This window comes from Pseudomonas sp. JAI111 (genome assembly GCF_024809425.1).
Taxonomy (GTDB): domain Bacteria; phylum Pseudomonadota; class Gammaproteobacteria; order Pseudomonadales; family Pseudomonadaceae; genus Aquipseudomonas.
This window is the reverse complement of the sequence record NZ_JANUCB010000012.1, coordinates 19,750-35,371: the sequence shown is the minus strand read 5'-3', so window position 1 is coordinate 35,371 and position 15,622 is coordinate 19,750. Positions and strand designations below refer to the sequence as shown.

At 58.3% G+C, this 15,622-nt stretch carries 16 protein-coding genes and 1 tRNA gene; 4 read left to right on the top strand and 13 right to left on the bottom strand.

The features are described 5' to 3' along the window. Positions 1-344: 344 nt before the first annotated feature. From HNR03_RS27880 to HNR03_RS27860, 5 genes are all read right to left on the bottom strand, one after another. Entirely contained in the window at positions 345-1,574 is a 1,230-nt protein-coding gene (locus HNR03_RS27880; protein WP_259157265.1) for an SAM-dependent methyltransferase, read from the bottom strand. Next, positions 1,555-2,244, bottom strand: coding sequence for an ABC transporter permease (locus tag HNR03_RS27875; protein ID WP_208670505.1), 690 nt, complete (start codon positions 2,242-2,244; stop codon positions 1,555-1,557). The genes HNR03_RS27880 and HNR03_RS27875 overlap by 20 nt, the downstream gene beginning before the upstream one ends. Then, on the bottom strand, positions 2,241-2,936 hold the full coding sequence (locus HNR03_RS27870; protein ID WP_090176818.1) for an ABC transporter permease: 696 nt from the start codon (positions 2,934-2,936) through the stop codon (positions 2,241-2,243). The genes HNR03_RS27875 and HNR03_RS27870 overlap by 4 nt, the downstream gene beginning before the upstream one ends. A 77-nt stretch (positions 2,937-3,013) precedes the next feature. Then, positions 3,014-3,760, bottom strand: a complete 747-nt coding sequence (locus HNR03_RS27865; protein ID WP_222589371.1) for an ABC transporter substrate-binding protein — start codon at positions 3,758-3,760, stop codon at positions 3,014-3,016. A gap of 13 nt (positions 3,761-3,773) precedes the next feature. Beyond that, positions 3,774-4,547, bottom strand: coding sequence for an ABC transporter ATP-binding protein (locus tag HNR03_RS27860; RefSeq protein ID WP_027922189.1), 774 nt, complete (start codon positions 4,545-4,547; stop codon positions 3,774-3,776). Between the two features lie 562 nt (positions 4,548-5,109). Here HNR03_RS27860 and gabP point away from each other — a divergent pair. Both gabP and HNR03_RS27850 read left to right on the top strand, forming a co-directional pair. Further along, complete coding sequence (gabP, locus tag HNR03_RS27855) at positions 5,110-6,501, top strand: GABA permease (RefSeq protein ID WP_222589372.1); 1,392 nt, start codon at positions 5,110-5,112, stop codon at positions 6,499-6,501. Positions 6,502-6,862: 361 nt separating this feature from the next. After that, positions 6,863-7,189, top strand: a complete 327-nt coding sequence (locus tag HNR03_RS27850) for a hypothetical protein (protein WP_090176809.1) — start codon at positions 6,863-6,865, stop codon at positions 7,187-7,189. Positions 7,190-7,264: 75 nt separating this feature from the next. Here the strand turns inward: HNR03_RS27850 and HNR03_RS27845 are convergent, their stop codons facing one another. The 4 genes from HNR03_RS27845 to HNR03_RS27830 all read right to left on the bottom strand — a co-directional run bounded on the left by HNR03_RS27845 (position 7,265) and on the right by HNR03_RS27830 (position 10,279). Beyond that, on the bottom strand, positions 7,265-7,717 hold the full coding sequence (locus tag HNR03_RS27845; RefSeq protein ID WP_259157264.1) for a hypothetical protein: 453 nt from the start codon (positions 7,715-7,717) through the stop codon (positions 7,265-7,267). A 6-nt stretch (positions 7,718-7,723) separates the two neighbouring features. Then, positions 7,724-8,140 carry a hypothetical protein gene (locus tag HNR03_RS27840; RefSeq protein ID WP_259157263.1) on the bottom strand — a complete coding sequence of 139 codons (417 nt, stop codon included), beginning with the start codon at positions 8,138-8,140 and terminating at the stop codon, positions 7,724-7,726. 36 nt (positions 8,141-8,176) lie between these two features. Beyond that, positions 8,177-9,151 carry an alpha/beta fold hydrolase gene (locus HNR03_RS27835; RefSeq protein WP_259157262.1) on the bottom strand — a complete coding sequence of 325 codons (975 nt, stop codon included), beginning with the start codon at positions 9,149-9,151 and terminating at the stop codon, positions 8,177-8,179. A 69-nt stretch (positions 9,152-9,220) separates the two neighbouring features. Continuing rightward, positions 9,221-10,279: a YhcG family protein gene (locus HNR03_RS27830; RefSeq protein WP_259157495.1), complete on the bottom strand. Its 1,059-nt coding sequence runs from the start codon at positions 10,277-10,279 to the stop codon at positions 9,221-9,223. Between the two features lie 262 nt (positions 10,280-10,541). Here HNR03_RS27830 and HNR03_RS27825 point away from each other — a divergent pair, with 262 nt between their 5' ends. After that, the gene (locus HNR03_RS27825) at positions 10,542-10,991 is read left to right on the top strand and encodes a carboxypeptidase regulatory-like domain-containing protein (protein ID WP_259157261.1); all 450 of its coding nucleotides are present in this window, start codon (positions 10,542-10,544) and stop codon (positions 10,989-10,991) included. Between the two features lie 216 nt (positions 10,992-11,207). Continuing rightward, on the top strand, positions 11,208-11,669 hold the full coding sequence (locus HNR03_RS27820; protein ID WP_222589377.1) for a carboxypeptidase regulatory-like domain-containing protein: 462 nt from the start codon (positions 11,208-11,210) through the stop codon (positions 11,667-11,669). Positions 11,670-11,841: 172 nt separating this feature from the next. Here the strand turns inward: HNR03_RS27820 and HNR03_RS27815 are convergent. The 4 genes from HNR03_RS27815 to HNR03_RS27800 all read right to left on the bottom strand — a co-directional run bounded on the left by HNR03_RS27815 (position 11,842) and on the right by HNR03_RS27800 (position 15,582). Beyond that, positions 11,842-11,917 (bottom strand) — tRNA-Phe (locus tag HNR03_RS27815). A 103-nt stretch (positions 11,918-12,020) separates the two neighbouring features. Beyond that, a complete protein-coding gene (locus HNR03_RS27810; RefSeq protein ID WP_222589378.1) occupies positions 12,021-12,293 on the bottom strand; it encodes an oxidative damage protection protein in 273 nt (90 codons plus the stop codon). Further along, positions 12,290-13,357 (bottom strand): A/G-specific adenine glycosylase, encoded by a 1,068-nt coding sequence (mutY, locus tag HNR03_RS27805; protein ID WP_259157260.1) that lies wholly within the window; start codon positions 13,355-13,357, stop codon positions 12,290-12,292. Before mutY ends, HNR03_RS27810 begins: the two co-directional genes overlap by 4 nt. Beyond that, complete coding sequence (locus HNR03_RS27800; protein ID WP_259157259.1) at positions 13,354-15,582, bottom strand: AsmA family protein; 2,229 nt, start codon at positions 15,580-15,582, stop codon at positions 13,354-13,356. Before HNR03_RS27800 ends, mutY begins: the two co-directional genes overlap by 4 nt. Between the last annotated feature and the right edge of the window lie 40 nt (positions 15,583-15,622).

Below are 15,622 nucleotides of genomic sequence, written 5' to 3'. Positions count from 1 at the left end.
TGTCGCATCCTGTCGGTCGGATTTTCTTGTTCGTGGCCGCGCTGTCGGCGCCGTTGGCTGTTTGTATAACAAGAGTGGGGAAGCGGCGCAATTTTCCGCCAGTGACGTCCCGGATTAGGCACTTATGTCCTTTGCAATGAATGCTTATGCACAACAGGTGCGGTGGCTTGCTGCCTTCATTAGGCTTTTTGTGGACCCGTTCTCATTTATCCGCAAATACCTGTTTTTTCGGTTTTTTTAACGAGTGTACGAAAATTGAACAGTTGCGTTTCAGCCTTGAAACAGGCGGCTATATTGGATCCACGATAATTTCATCAACAGACTTATCCACAGGCTGAGACTGTTTAAGGACGTTCCGCCAGCAGCAGGAAATTGCGCGGCGTGAGCGGGGTTTCGCAGAAGGTGCCGAGACGAACGGTATAGCCCTGGTCACTTAGGAAAAGTGCCCGATCAAGCACTAGCCAAAGCTCCAGCGGGCGTCGGAAAAGGCCACGCAACAGCTCCAGATTGCGCACTTCGGCCAGGCGTTGCCAGCCAGCGGCTTCCAGTCCTGACCAATCTTGCGGGCCGATTGTGGATAACTCTTTGAGTGCGGCCAGATGATGGCAGTAATCGGCAAAGGATTTATCCAGCCAGGCGCTGGGCAGGGAAGGGGTTGGCAGATATTCGTCAATGCCGCGCAGTTGCCGTTGCAGCAGGTCGAAACCCAGGCGCCGGGCCATGGAGCTGTCGCGCTGACGTCTGACACGTGCACCGGCGGTGACGGTTTCGCTCATCGGCAGTGAGAGATCGTCGAGGGATAGTTGTAGGTCGGATCGCGAACCGACCGAGGAAAGTGGCTGGTAAGCAGCAAGACTGATTCGGTTATAGCAACACGGCGCGATGGCCAGTTGTTTACAACCTACTGCGCTGGCGAGCTGGATCAACCGTACGTGCAAATCTCCACAGGCATGCAGTGCAACGGGGGTGTGATCAGCCTTCAATAAAGAAGCTGCGTCAGGTGCGAGCACATCCTGTTCGACATGCAGCGCATGAAGGTGATGGCGTTGGCTGAGTGCTTCGCCGCTGGAAACCAGCGCCGGGTCGTATTCGAGGCAGGTCAGTTGTTGCCCTGTTTGCAGCAGGCGTCGGCCCAAGTGTCCCTTGCCCGAGCACCAATCCAGCCAATGCTTCGGTGGCGCGGTAAATGACAGGCGACTGGCGAAGGCTTCGATCTGCTGCCACTTACGGCCGGGCACATCGACATTTAATCGGTGTCCGGCGGCTTCCAGCGCGTGTGCTGGCAGTGCCCCCACCGCACTCAACTCAAGGGACATCGCCGCCAACGATGCAAACGGCTGCGGCGCATCGAGCAAACAAGGTTGGTTATGACTGCTTTCCGCGTCCTCAAGCGACCGACCGCGTAGCCAAAGCGCCAACTCCGGGTAGGACGCTTCCCAAGGAAGGTGCAGATAAGTAAACGGTCGAGGTTTCCACAGCGCCTGATGCTCAATCAGAAAAGCATCCAGCGCAGCGAAGCGGGCGAGTAGGGCCTCGCCCGTCAGCACGTGGGAATCAGCGCCCTTGGCAGGCATCGACGCGCAACCAGCGCTCCAGCAGCTTGAAGCCGCGCACCAGCACGTAAGCCATCAGCAGATAGAACATGCCCGCGGCGAAGAAGATCTCCACTGGCAGGTAGGTCCGGGCAATGATGGTGCGAGCCATGCCGGTGAGTTCCAGCAGGGTCACGGTGCTGGCCAGAGCGCTGGCCTTGAGCATCAGGATCACTTCGTTGCTGTAGGCCGGCAGGCCGATGCGCGCCGCACGCGGCAGGATAATGTAGAACAGCGCTTTGGCCCGGGACATGCCCAGCGCCCGCGCCGCTTCGATTTCACCCGGTGGAATCGCCTGGATCGCGCCGCGCAGGATCTCGGCGATGTAGGCCGCGGTGTGCAGGGTCATGGTCGCGGTGGCGCACCAGAACGGATCGCGCAGGTACGGCCACATCGAGCTGTTACGGATCGCATCGAACTGCGCCAGGCCGTAGTAGACCAGGAACAGTTGAACCAGCAACGGCGTGCCACGGAAAAAAAAGATGTAGCCGTAGGGAAATGCCCGCACCCACCACAGGCGCGACGAGCGCGCGATGCCCAGTGGAATCGCCAGCAACAAACCGGCGATTACGGCGATGGCCACCAGTTCCAGGGTCAGCGTTGCACCTTGGGCCAGTTTCGGCAGCCATTTGATGATGATTTCCCAGTTCATTGGGTGCTCCTCGCGAAGCCGCGAGCGGCGCGTTTTTCCATCAAGTGCATGCCGCTCATGGCGAGTACGGTCAGGCCCAGGTACATGAACGCGGCCACCATATAGAAGGTGAACGGTTGCTTGGACACGGTCACGCCGATTTGCGCGTGACGCATGATTTCTTCCAGGCCGATCACCGACACCAGCGCGGTGTCCTTCATCAGGATCATGAACAGGTTACCGAGGCCCGGCAGGGCGATGCGCCACATCTGCGGCATGATCAGTCGGGTGAAAATGCGAAATTTCGACAAGCCCAGGGCCACGCCGGCTTCACGGTGACCTTTGGGAATCGCCAGAATCGCGCCACGAAACACTTCCGTGGCGTACGCGCCAAAGCACAGCCCCAGCGCAATCACGCCGGCGGCGAAAGCATTCAGTTCGAGGTCGGGATTGCCGAAGAACTCGCCCAGGGCACGCATCAGGTTGACCGTGCCGAAGTAGATCAACAGCACCCAGAGCAACTCGGGGATACCGCGAACCAATGTCGAATAAGTGCCGCCAAGCCATTGCAACGGCTTGTACGGGGAGGTCTTGGCCAAGGCGCCGAGCAGACCGAGCACCAGCCCCAGGCACAGGGCCGAGAGTGCCAGTTTCACAGTCATCAGCGCGCCAGCGGCGAGCGCCGGGCCGAATCCGTAGAGATCGATAGTCATGGATTTCTTTTCAATCGCGGCAGGCAATGCCGGGGACTGGCGCCGTTAAAGTACGGCGCCGGTCCGGCAGGTCAGAATCAATAGATGCTGAACGGGAAGTACTTGTCGTTGATCTTCTTGTAAGTGCCGTCTTCAACGATTTCTTTCAGGGCCAGGTTCAGCTTCGTACGCAGGGTGTCGCCTTTACGTACAGCGATACCGATCTTGTCGCTTTCTTCCACCGGGTCGCCCTTGAACTCATACGAACGACCCGCGTCGCTTTTCAGCCACTCGTAGTTGACGTATTTGTCCGCCAGGATGCCGTCCAGACGACCGGAGGTCAGGTCCAGATAAGCGTTTTCCTGGGTGTCGTAGAGTTTGACTTCAACGCCAGGCATGTGGTCTTCCATCCAGGTGCCGGCGAGGGTCGCACGTTGTGCGCCAATCACTTTGCCTTGCAGGGATTCCTTGTCGGTCTTGAACTCTTTGTCCTTCGGCGCGATGAATTGCAGCTTGTTGGAGTAGTACGGGTCGGTGAAGTCCACCGCTTGCTTGCGCTCGTCGGTGATCGACATCGAGGAGATCAGGAAATCGAACTTCTTGGCGTTCAGGGCCGGGATGATGCCGTCCCAGTCAGACGTGACCACGGTGCACTCGACTTTCATCTTGGCGCAGAGGGCGTCGCCGATTTCTTTGTCGAAGCCGACGACATTGCCACTGGCATCTTTGTTGTTGAACGGCGGGTAGGCCGCTTCGATGCCCATCTTCAAGGTTTCGGCCATGGCACCGGCGCTGAAGGCCAGGGTGACGGCGGCGGCCAGGAAGACCTTTTTGTAGTTCTGCATGCGGTTAGCTCCGTTAGCGGTTGCTGGACATGAATTGTTTGCAGCGCGCCGAAAGCGGGTTGTCGAACACCTGCTGTGGCGATCCTTGCTCTTCTACCAGGCCCTGGTGGAGGAACACCACCTCGCTGGAGACCTGACGGGCAAAACCCATTTCATGGGTGACCAGCAGCATGGTGCGGCCTTCTTCGGCCAGTGCGCGGATGACATTAAGTACTTCCTGGACCATTTCCGGGTCAAGGGCGGAGGTGGGTTCGTCGAACAGGATCACCTTGGGCTGCATCGCCAGTGTGCGGGCGATGGCGGCGCGTTGCTGCTGGCCGCCGGACAGTTGCGCCGGATAGGCGTGGCGTTTGTCAGCGATGCCGACCTTGGCCAGCAAGGCTTCGGCGACTTCGATGGCTTCGGCTTTGCTTTGACCGAGTACGCGGCGCGGCGCTTCGATGATGTTGTCGAGCACGCTCATGTGCGGCCAGAGATTGAAGTTTTGAAATACAAAACCGATCTCGCTGCGCAGGCGATTGATCTGCTTGCCGTCGGCTGCGACCAGTTCGCCGTTCTTGGCGGCTTTGAGCTTGAGTTCTTCGCCGGCCACCAGGATCTGGCCCTGATGCGGATTTTCCAGCAGGTTGATGCAACGCAGGAACGTGGACTTGCCGGAACCGGAAGAACCCAGGATCGAGATCACGTCGCCGTCGCGGGCGGTCAGCGAGATGCCTTTGAGCACCTCAAGCTGTCCGTAGCGTTTGTGCAAGTTGCGGATTTCAAGCGCGGGCGTGGCCTCAGCCATGTGCGTTCCTCATAGTGTTTCGCTCCTGCTGTTGGTGGCCTTCCTGGCGAGGCGGCCAAGCTAGCATAGCGTCTGAATGGCAGCCAACAGCGCTTCGGGCGGTAAACGGGTGGCGTGTGGCAGGTTGTCGCATCGGTACAGCAGACTGTCGCGCTGCTATCAACCGAACAGCCGTTTGAACCCTGCCTGTTGATAAAAAGGGCGGGGCTGTCCCAAAAAAGGGCGCGATGTTGCCAGCTTTGGCGGGGTGTTGGAAGCGCTAACCGGCCAAACGTTCCTCTTGCGCACTTTTATTGTGCGTCAGCAGATTTTCAGGTGTGTTTCCGGTGCGCCGGCTCTTCTTTAAAGTGGGTCGCAGGGTAACGCTCTGGCGAATTGCCAGTATTCTCAATGACTTGCGATGACTGTCCGGTCAAGACGAGATCACCGAGGTAGAGGGTTTTGAAACATTTTGGCGCAAATATTGCGTGCAGATTTCGAAACGCCCCGTTGGTTTCTTTTTACGAGAAGGATCACCGAGCGGGATGGATGCAAATCGCTTTCCCTTACAAAGGTAGTTTCAATGAGCAGTATCCAAAGCTCTAATGGCCTCGAACAGGGGCTCAAACCGCGTCATGTGACCATGTTGTCGATCGCCGGGGTTATCGGCGCCGGCCTGTTCGTCGGCTCTGGCCACGCTATCGCCGCCGCAGGCCCAGCCGTGCTGTTGGCTTACGCTGCCGCCGGTGCCCTGGTAGTGCTGGTAATGCGCATGCTCGGCGAAATGGCCGTAGCTTCGCCGGACACCGGCTCCTTCTCGACCTACGCCGATCGCGCGATCGGTCACTGGGCCGGCTTTACCATTGGCTGGCTCTACTGGTGGTTCTGGGTTCTGGTCATCCCGCTGGAGGCCAACGCCGCCGCGACTATCCTGCATGCCTGGTTCCCGAACGTGGCCATCTGGGCATTCACGTTGATCATTACTTTGCTGCTGACGGTGACCAACCTGTTCAGCGTGAAAAACTACGGTGAGTTCGAATTCTGGTTCGCCCTGGTCAAAGTCATCGCGATTATCGGTTTCATCGGCCTGGGCATCATGGCGATCTTCGGCTTCCTGCCGAACAGCCAGGTCAGCGGCGTTTCGCATCTGTTCGACACCCAGGGCTTCCTGCCAAACGGCATGGGCGCGGTGTTGGGCGCGATCCTGACGACCATGTTCTCTTTCATGGGCACCGAGATCGTGACCATCGCGGCCGCCGAATCGAAGAACCCTGGCCAGCAAATCTCCAAGGCCACCAACTCGGTGATCTGGCGGATCGGCTTGTTCTACCTCGTGTCGATCTTCATCGTTGTGGCCCTGGTGCCATGGAACGACCCGATTCTGGCCAGCGTCGGTTCGTACCAGACCGTGCTTGAGCGCATGGGCATCCCGAACGCCAAGCTGATCGTCGACATCGTCGTTCTCGTTGCTGTGACCAGCTGCCTGAACTCGGCGCTGTACACCGCTTCGCGCATGATGTTCTCCCTGGGTAAGCGCGGTGATGCACCGGCCATTTCCCAACGCACCAACAACAGCGGCACGCCGTACTGGGCCGTCATGTTGTCCACCGGCGCAGCCTTCCTGGCCGTGTTTGCGAACTACGTGGCCCCGGCTGCCGTGTTCGAATTCCTGCTGGCCAGCTCCGGCGCAATCGCGCTGCTGGTGTACCTGGTGATCGCCTTCTCGCAACTGCGCATGCGCAAGCAGCGTATGGCGCGCGGCGAGAAAATCGCCTTCAGCATGTGGCTGTTCCCGGGCCTGACCTATGCGGTGATCGTGTTCATCGTTGGCGCACTGACCATCATGCTGTTCCAGGAGGCCCATCGCGTGGAAATCCTCGCGACCGGCCTGCTGAGCTTGCTGGTCGTGGCTGCGGGCTTGTTTGTCGCCCGCCGTCGTCGCAACGAACAGTTGATCGCAGCGGTAGTTCGCTGAGTGATCTGACACAGGCCCAATGCGGGTGAAACATCAAAAACGACCGCCTTCAGCAATGATCGCGGTCGTTTTTGCTTTCATTCAGTCGATTGATCGTCTGGCGATCTGATGGACACGATGATGGCGAGATAGTAGCCTTCTCGTCGAATGTGTATCTCGCTGTTGCGGGATGCGATGGAGTTTCAGGACATGGATTGTTCGACACCACCAGCCTTTCCTGGCTAAAGCCCTCGACCCTTCCTTGCCTGCTCCTCTCATCTGACGTCAGTCACGATGCATTTGCGTGTGTTTGCCGTTTAAAGAGCTGCATGGAGCTAGCCCGGTCATTCAGCCAACCCATCGGGGCATCAAGGAGTCAGGCATGGCGTTTACATCGGTTGTATTCAAAAACCCTCAAACCGGAGCCATGAAAGAAGCGCCAATCGGCTTCTCGTGGACCGTGTTTTTCTTCGGCTTTTTCCCGGCATTGTTCCGTGGTGACATCAAGTGGGCGGCGATCATGTTCGTCATTGCCTGCTTCACGTTCAGCCTCAGCAATCTCGTTTTCATGTTCATCTACAACAGGCTGTATGTGCAGGACCTGATCGCTGCAGGCTTCAAGGCTCAGTCCATCGCCAAAGGCGAGCTGGGTTATGCCAGCGCCAAACTGGGTTTTGAAATCCCGCGCCTGGAAGGTGTTGCTGCCTGATTGTGGTGTTAAAAGAAAAAAAACGGCCGCTGTCAGTGATGACTAGCGGCCGTTTTTGTTTGTGAAGGCGATTATTTACTCGGCCTTTTCTTCCTGCGCATCCAGCGCCTGGCGATAGCTGTCCAGCGCATCGCCGAAGTCGGTGATGAATTGTGGATCGGTCAGCCAGGCCTGTGCGGTATCGCGGTCCATGCCATCGGTCCACATGCGGTAGTCGATCAGCATGTCGGCGGCCAGGTGAGTGGCGGCCATGGCTTCGTTGTCGGCATTTTCCATGTCCAGCAGTTCCGGATGGTCGCTGATGATCCCGGCGAGGTCCGACAGCAGGATATTCAGCATGTCGCCACGGCTGGTGGCTTCCGCGTCGCGCATTTTGCTGAACATCGCCAGGGTGTATTCCGGGATCGGCTCGCCGATTTCCCCCAGGTCATCGTCCAGTGCGGCAGGTTTGCGGCCGTGGATATTGATTTGCTTGGCTTTGATCTTGGCGCGTTTGGCGCGTTTTTGCTGTTTGTTCAGGGAGGCCATGGGAACTCAGTTCGGTTTCTGTTGGGTTTGGGCTGCGATGGCGTCGGACGCCGCCACGTAGTCAGCCTGGAAGGCTGGTGATTCGATCCACGCCAGGGCGCCGGCTTCGTCGACTTCGGTGGACCATTGGCGATATTCGATCAGCGCCGCGAGGATGAAGTCCATCGCACCTTCTTCTCCTTCCTGTTCGTACACCAGTTCCAGCAGCGGATCTTCGAGGAAGGCCACGCACATCGCTTGCTGGCTGGTTTTTTCGGCGTCGATCATTATCTTGAACAGTTCGGTCAGGTCCACCGATTCGAAGTCGATGCGATCATCGTTCGGATCCAGCTCGACCGGTGCGGCAGCCCGTTGGGTGCGGTTCTGCTTGGCCTTGGCTTTGGCGCGGGTGGCGCGTTTGTTCTGCTTGTTGGCGGAGGCCATGAGCGTCGTTCCGTAATTCGTTGAGTGGGCACAGCGTCAGCTGCGTGGCACTCGCCGCCCGGGTGTATCGGGGGCCAGTTCGCCGGTCTGCAGCCAGGACAATGCAATGGGCCATAGTGTGGCTTGGTATGCGCTGCGAAAAAAGGCGAAATGTCCGACTTCTTGTTCGCCGATGTCCTGCGGCTCGATTCGCAAGTGTGTGTTTGTGCTGTGGGTGAAGTAGCCAAGCAGGCGTTCGATGGCCGCAATGGTGCCGTAAGGATCGTCGCTAATGCTGATGGCGAGGGTTTTTGCGCTGACCCTGGCGAACGGCAGTTGGCCGTGTGTTGCGTGGGCTACGCGCCCGCTGGGGCGCTTCTCGTAGCGATCGGTGGGCGTGCTCCAGTCACGGACGACGCCAGCGGGCGTATCTTCCAGCCAGCCGAGGCGTTTGCCGGGGAAATAGCCATAGATCATCGTGACGAGCGGCATTACCAGGTGCCATTTGCCAAACATTCGCCAGCGATGGGCGGGCGCATAGTCGCGCCAGTAAGCGAACTGAGCACCCACGGTGACCAAATGCCGGATCACATGCCCGGAGGCTCCCAGGCCTGCTGCGCAGCCGCCAAAGCTGTGGCCGACGACATCGATGGGTTGTCCGGGGAATTCACGCTGAGCGCGTCTGAGCATCGCTTCAAAGTCCAGCGATCCCCAGTCGGTCCATGAGGCGTCGAGTTCCTTGAGCGATGCCGGGCGTGATTCACCGATGCCTCGGTAGTCAAACGTGATCACGTCGAAGCCGTTGGCAAACAGGTAATCAGCGAAGCGCGAGTAGTGACGGCAACGCACGGAAGTGGCGGCGTTGATGATGACTACCGGGCGGGTTGTGTCCGGCAAGACGTGCTGCCAGGTAAAACCGCCAAGGATGAAACCGTCAGCGGCCGCTTCCTTGAAGGGTTCGCCGGGAGTGGCCGTAGGCAATGGCGACTCGATCTGAGCGGACGGCAGTGCGGACGTGTCCTGCAGATTCATCTTTTTCGGACCTTTGCGGGTAGCTGCTAACGATAGTCTTCGCCTCGCTAATGGACAATTCTCGCGTATTCATCGGAGCTTCTGATTCGACAGTCGCTCCTCTAAAGCTGCTCGTTCCCGATCCAATTCCGCACGAAGTTCTTCCTCGCTCGGTAGCACCAGTTTGTATTTGCTGGCGAACAGCTGTTCATTCCCCTCTAGCACCGAATACCGCACCACGGAGTCGTCCTTCTGCGCACAAAGGATGATGCCGACGGTCGGGCCATCTTCCGGCCCGCGTTTGAGGTCGTCGTACATGCGCACGTACATGTCCATCTGCCCTACATCCTGGTGAGTCAGTTCGCCGCGTTTGAGATCGAAGATGACGAAGCATTTGAGCAGGTAGTTGTAGAACACCAGGTCGATGTAGAAATCTTTGCTTTCGGTGCTGATGCGTTGTTGGCGGGCAATGAAGGCGAAGCCTTTGCCCAGTTCAAGCAGGAACGCTTGAAGCTGATGGATCAGTGCTTGTTCGAGATCGGTTTCCTGGGTCAGTCCCGCATTGGGTAATCCAAGAAACTCCAGCATCACCGGATCCCTGATGAAGTCCCGAGGATGCGCGTTGATGTTTTGAAGGTTGGTTGCCGCTTCCTGTTTGACAGCGGGGCGATCACGACTTGCCAGCAGGCGTTCGTAATACAAGGTATTGATCTGGCGCTCCAGGGCGCGGCTTGACCAGTTCTGGATGGCTGATTCGTTCATGTACCAGTGACGTGCGTGTTCGTTATCGACACGCAGTAGCCTGCGGTAGTGGGTCCAGCTCAATTCGTGACGCAGTGCGTCACACTTTGGGAATGCTTGATAGAACAGGCGCATGTAACGAAGGTTGGATGCGTCAAAGCCTTTCCCAAATTCCGCCGTCAATACTTTCGCTAACGTCGGCAGTAACTGCTTGCCGTACTCGGCCCGCCGAGCCCCCTCCTGCTCGAATTCGACAATATGTCGCCCGATCTGCCAGCAGGTGTGCACTTGAGCGGTATCAACCGCTCGCAGCACCGTAAGACGTGCCTGGCGTATCAGTTCGCCGAGATTGCCCACCAGTGAAGTGAGTTGTGGATCTTGAGTGTTATCGGGTTTGACGAGGCTCATGAGGTCTTCCGCAGCTGGGGAGTCAGGCGAAAGAGAATGACAAGTGAGCACTCGTCGGCGATGCAGGGCGCTGCTGGAAAAGCGGAAGGAATTAACGGATTCGTTTTGCAGGAACCAACCCACTGCAGCACGTGATTCAGGAATACAACGTGTAGTCCGATTCGCAGTCAGCCCAAGCACCAATCAATCTAAAACTTGAGCATTCAACAAGAAATCTAAATGGATTAAAGATTGGGTTCCGTGGAGCCCGGGAGTCGCCATCATGAAGTCCATCCATTCCCTCATTGTGCCCATCGCCGCCGTCGGTGTGCTGATGTTTCCCGCCATGACCTGGCCCGCCAGTCTCGAGCCCGTCGACAGCACAGGCGTGCAAATTCAGCGGCAGGAACAGAACGGGATTGCCTATCTGTCCGGCGGTATTGGCGAGGATGAAGCGAAGGCCATTCAGCAAACGACCGGCTACAACCTGCACATGACTTTTTCCATTGGGCCCGAAGGCAAATATGTGCCGGATGTCGAATTGGTTATCCAGAGTACTCAAGGTCAATCAGTGCTGACACTCAGTCAGGCAGGGCCTCTGGTTTATGTCCAGTTACCTGCTGGCAAGTACACCGTGGTCGCCACCCGTCACGGTGAGGCAAAGCGCGACACGACAGATGTCGGCAAGGATAACGTGCGTAATCTGGTGTTCAACTGGAAGGGAGATCAGTGACGGTGGCAGTCCGTCGGGACTGCCTCTGGCCAGTTGATCAGGCTTGCGTCGTTTGGCCATGCAGCATGAGTTGCCTCTAGGCGCGTTCCCTTTGGAATACATCGTGTAGTCCTATTCGCGGCTCATCACAGTACTAATCGATATAAAACTTGAGCGTCCCGTCAGAAATCTAAATGACGTAACGAAAGGGTTCTGTAGAACCCGGGAGTCGTCATCATGAAACACATCCATTCATTGATGCTGCCCATCGCTGCTGTCGGTGTGTTGATGTTTCCCGCCATGGCTCATGCAATAACTCCGGGACCTGTCGACACAGCCGGTGTGCAGATTCAGCCAGAACAGCAGAATGGAATCAGATACCTGTCAGGAGGCATTGGTGAGGATGAGGCACGCTTTGTTCAACAATCTCATGGGTACAACTTGCACATGAGTTTCTCTATCGGACCTGCAAACGAATTTCTGCCCGACGTGAATGTGGTCGTTCAGAACGCACAAGGACATCCTGTGTTCAGCCTGGATCAGGCCGGTCCCTTGGTGTACGTGCAACTTCCTCCGGGCAAGTACACGGTAGTCACCACGCGTAACGGCCAGGAACGGCGCAATACCGTGGACATCGGAAGCGGTCCAGCCCGTGACCTGAACCTTCACTGGACAGGCCAGCAATATGTCTCGGGCTAATAACTTCAAAAATGCAGTCATACAAAAAAACCGCAGGAAGCGGTTTTTTTTGTAGGTGTCAGATGCGTCTGCCGATTTCCGCAGGGGATGGCGGTTCGGCGCAAAACCCGGGCCCCATCAAATCCCGGGCATAAAAAAACCCTGAATCTTGCGATTCAGGGTTTTCGGTATTTGGTGCCCAGAGACGGAATCGAACCGCCGACACGGGGATTTTCAATCCCCTGCTCTACCGACTGAGCTATCTGGGCAACGGGGCGCATTAAACGGGTTTTTCAGGGGGTCGTCAAGCAAGTTTTCAAAAAATATTTAATTATTACCGTCGCTTACGTGTCGACCCCGGATTTTGATCAATTATTGAGCAGGTGGAACGTAGCCGTCAGCCTTGGCGTAATCCTCGCCGGAAAAGAACTTGTCCATCTCGCCCTGAAGGTATTTGCGGTCTTCGGCGTTCATCATGTTCAGGCGTTTTTCGTTGATCAGCAGGGTCTGGTGCTTTTGCCAGTCTGCCCAGGCCTTGGCCGAGACATGGTCAAAAATGTCCTGACCTTTTGCGCCCGGGAAGGGGGCTTTCTCCAGAGCGGGCAATTCTTCTTTGTACTTGCGGCACATGATGGTGCGGGTCATGACGACTCTCCTGCGTTCAATACGGCGGCCGCGCGTTCGAGCAAGGTTTTGACCGGGGCGGCAAGGCCCAGGCGCGGCGGGGTGGCGAGGTTATACCAGAGCCAGTCGGCCTCGGCCACGTGATGGCCGGCCTCCTGGACCTGAACCAGCCAGGGTTCGATGGATAACTGAAAATGGCTGAAGGTGTGCACCAGGCTTGGCAGTGCCTGTTGGGTGCCCAGTTCGAGCGAGTGCTGGGAGGCCAGGTGTTGCAGATCGTCGAGGTCGTCGAGCTCCGGCAAGCTCCAGAGACCGCCCCACAAGCCCGTGGAAGGGCGACGGTAAAGCAGAATCGCGCCTTCGCCGTTGGCAAGCATGGGCATCAGCGTGCGCTTCTGTGGCACTGCTTTGCGTGGCTTGGGGATCGGGTAGCGGGTTTCCAGGCCGAGCGTGTGCGCCTCGCAGCCCTTTTGCAGCGGGCAGAGCAGGCAGCTCGGTTTGCTGCGGGTGCAGAGCGTGGCGCCCAGGTCCATCATCGCCTGGGTGTAGGCGTTGACCCGATCATGCGGCGTAAAGCGCTCAGCGTTCGCCCATAGCTGTTTGGCGACCTTCGGCTCGCCTGGATAACCCTCTTGCGCCGTAAACCGCGCCAGCACCCGTTTGACGTTGCCGTCGAGGATCGGCGCCCGCAGGCCCATGCTCAGGCTGGCGATCGCGCCCGCCGTGGACAAGCCAATGCCCGGCAGCTCAACCAGCTTTTCAACATCGCGCGGAAACTCGCCACCGTGCTCGGCTACAACAATCTTCGCGGTCTTCTGCAAATTGCGCGCGCGAGTGTAATAACCCAGGCCGGTCCACAGGTGCAGCACTTCGTCTTCCGGTGCGGCGGCCAGGGCTTCGACCGTTGGCAGCGAAGCCATGAAACGGTCGAAGTAGTTCAGCACGGTGCTTACCTGGGTTTGCTGCAGCATGATTTCCGAGACCCACACCCGATACGGCGTGATCCCCTGTTGCCAGGGCAAATCGTGGCGGCCGTGGCGGTCGTACCAGTCCAGCACCGCCGATGAAAACTGCTCGGCTTTCATCGCTTGAACAACCCCTTCAACGCGTTTTTCAGTTCAGGGCTGACTTTGTCGCCAAGCTTCTCGTCGATTTTGTCACTGAGCTTTTCTCCAGCCAGTTTGGCGGCGACCTGGCCCATGCGTTCGTTGTCCACGCGGCAGGCCTTGGCACCCAGTTCCAGCGGACCACGGCAGCGCAGCGGCCACTCGATGCCGACGTACTTTTCACCCACCTGGCATGCCGGATCGGGCATGGCGCTGGTGTCGCCTTCGACGACGATGCCCACGCGATAATCCATACCCAGCACTCGCAGGTCGACGTCGCCATTGCCGTTGACGGTCATGCCCGGGATGCGCACTTTCAGGTCCGGGTTGCTGGCCACGCCGTTATGCAAGGTCAGGTTGCCTTTGAGTTCCTGGAAGGGAGTGTCCTTGCCCTTCGGCTCGCCGCTGAGGGTTTTACGGTTCAGGGTGGCGATGCCTTTGCACAGTTGTTGCTCAAGGTTGGCGTTGAGCAATACGCCATTGTTGATGACAAAACCGGCGTTGCCGTTGAGGCTGTCGATCAGCGCTTTCTGGCTATTGCCGCTGGCGGTCAAAGCACTGTTGAGCGTCACCAGGCCCTTGACCGGTGGCTTCTTGCCTTGGCTTTCGAGGATTTGTTCCACCGGCACCCGGGTGATACGCGTCTGCATGGCCAGCGCCGGCACTTCCTGACGCACGTCCAGGGTGCCCTTGGTTTCGAAGTTGCCGTCGTACAGGTCGCCGCGCAGGTTCTCCAGCGTCAGCAAGCCGCCCTGGCCGGTGGCCTTGAGCGCTGCGTTGTGGATCGGCAGTTTGTCGAGGGTCAACTCGCCGAAGGTCAGGTCAGCGTCCACGTCGAGTTTGCTCAAGCGTTCTACCGGCAACAGGCGTTCGGTGCTCCACGCGGTTTTGGTCGGTGCGTCGGGCAGCGGCGTGCTGCCGGCACCGGCCATGGCGCTGGCTTCGGTGTTGGCCACTTCAGCCTGACGCACCTGCGTTGCGCTGTTGGCTTCGGCGGATTTTGGTGGCAGGTAGCGGTCGGCGTTGAAGGTGTCAGCCTTGAGCACTGCGCGCAGTGATTGCTTGGCGAAATCCTCGACGGCGATGCGGCCACTGAAGCTGCTGTCATCGACTTTCAGGTTGATATTGTCGAAGGACACGCTCGTCGGCGTACCCGCCACGCGGCTGACCAGCTCGACTTTGCTCAGGCTGCCTTCGGCCATGGCCGGGAGTTTCTGGCCGATGCTGTCGACGAATTTTGCCAGGTCGAATTGGGCAATCGAGATGGCGCCGTTGATCTGCGGCGTCTTGTCGAGGTCGTTGACCTTCAACTCACCCAGCGCTCGCAACTGGTTGGCGGAAATCTTGATGCCGGTCCACTCGGCGACGTTCGCGGCTTTGTCCAGCAGCAACTGGCCCTGCGCGGCGAAGGTCATGGTTTTGCCTTGCAATGGATCGCCGGCGACTTCGCCGGAGAGTTTCATGTCTTCGAATTTGTAGCGTTGCAGTGCGCGCTCGAAGCGCAACTCGCCGTTGAGCTCGGTACGGACACGCAAGACTGGCTGATTAGTGCCCAGGAACGCGGTGAGCTTGACCGGGATGTTGGTCGAGTCATGGACCGGGCCGGTGCTCAACTGGATGCTTTCGGCGCTGAACTGCTTGCCGGTTTTCTCATCGTTGTATTCAACACGGGCGTTGTTTACGGTCAGGCTGTCGATGTCCAGGCGCGCCGGCTGCGGTGGCTTTTCTACCTGGACGGTGGTTTGCGGGGCCGGGGCCGACAGGTCAGAGGTGACTGGTGGTGTGGCCGGCGCTGCGGAAGGGACCTTGCCAATGTCTTCCCAGTTGCCATGACCGTCCTTGTCGCGGTTCAGGCGCAGGTTCAGGCCTTCGACGCGCACATCGCTCATCTGCACCTCACGGCGCAGCAGCGGCAAAACCCGGACAGAGAGACCCAGCATCTGCAGGTCAGCGAACGGCTCGGTGGGCTTGGCCAGGGTCGCGACACTGGCTTCGTGCAGTTCAAGGCCCAGCCACGGGAACAGGCTCCAGCCGATATCGCCATTGAGCGTCAGCTCGATGTGGGCCTTGTCGCGGGCAATCTGGCGAATCTCGTCTTTGTAGTCGTTGGGATCGAAGAGGTGGGTCAGGGCGAAGCCCAGCGCCACAATGATCAGCAACAGCCCGAGAAGTACCAGACCCAGGATTTTGCCGAACGCTTTCATGGGCGAGTCCTTGTATTTAGTCGAATTCGAAATTTAGCCG

Bases quoted from the DNA above. Each gene is read 5' to 3' on its own strand.
- HNR03_RS27860 (WP_027922189.1), bottom strand. From the start codon at position 4,547: ATGGCTGAGGCCACGCCCGCGCTTGAAATCCGCAACTTGCACAAACGC.
- HNR03_RS27875 (WP_208670505.1), bottom strand. From the start codon at position 2,244: ATGAACTGGGAAATCATCATCAAATGGCTGCCGAAACTGGCCCAAGGT.
- mutY (WP_259157260.1), bottom strand. From the start codon at position 13,357: ATGAAAGCCGAGCAGTTTTCATCGGCGGTGCTGGACTGGTACGACCGC.
- HNR03_RS27810 (WP_222589378.1), bottom strand. From the start codon at position 12,293: ATGACCCGCACCATCATGTGCCGCAAGTACAAAGAAGAATTGCCCGCT.
- HNR03_RS27830 (WP_259157495.1), bottom strand. From the start codon at position 10,279: ATGAGCCTCGTCAAACCCGATAACACTCAAGATCCACAACTCACTTCA.
- HNR03_RS27870 (WP_090176818.1), bottom strand. From the start codon at position 2,936: ATGACTATCGATCTCTACGGATTCGGCCCGGCGCTCGCCGCTGGCGCG.
- HNR03_RS27800 (WP_259157259.1), bottom strand. From the start codon at position 15,582: ATGAAAGCGTTCGGCAAAATCCTGGGTCTGGTACTTCTCGGGCTGTTG.
- gabP (WP_222589372.1), top strand. From the start codon at position 5,110: ATGAGCAGTATCCAAAGCTCTAATGGCCTCGAACAGGGGCTCAAACCG.
- HNR03_RS27865 (WP_222589371.1), bottom strand. From the start codon at position 3,760: ATGCAGAACTACAAAAAGGTCTTCCTGGCCGCCGCCGTCACCCTGGCC.
- HNR03_RS27880 (WP_259157265.1), bottom strand. From the start codon at position 1,574: ATGCCTGCCAAGGGCGCTGATTCCCACGTGCTGACGGGCGAGGCCCTA.
- HNR03_RS27835 (WP_259157262.1), bottom strand. From the start codon at position 9,151: ATGAATCTGCAGGACACGTCCGCACTGCCGTCCGCTCAGATCGAGTCG.
- HNR03_RS27820 (WP_222589377.1), top strand. From the start codon at position 11,208: ATGAAACACATCCATTCATTGATGCTGCCCATCGCTGCTGTCGGTGTG.
- HNR03_RS27850 (WP_090176809.1), top strand. From the start codon at position 6,863: ATGGCGTTTACATCGGTTGTATTCAAAAACCCTCAAACCGGAGCCATG.
- HNR03_RS27825 (WP_259157261.1), top strand. From the start codon at position 10,542: ATGAAGTCCATCCATTCCCTCATTGTGCCCATCGCCGCCGTCGGTGTG.
- HNR03_RS27840 (WP_259157263.1), bottom strand. From the start codon at position 8,140: ATGGCCTCCGCCAACAAGCAGAACAAACGCGCCACCCGCGCCAAAGCC.
- HNR03_RS27845 (WP_259157264.1), bottom strand. From the start codon at position 7,717: ATGGCCTCCCTGAACAAACAGCAAAAACGCGCCAAACGCGCCAAGATC.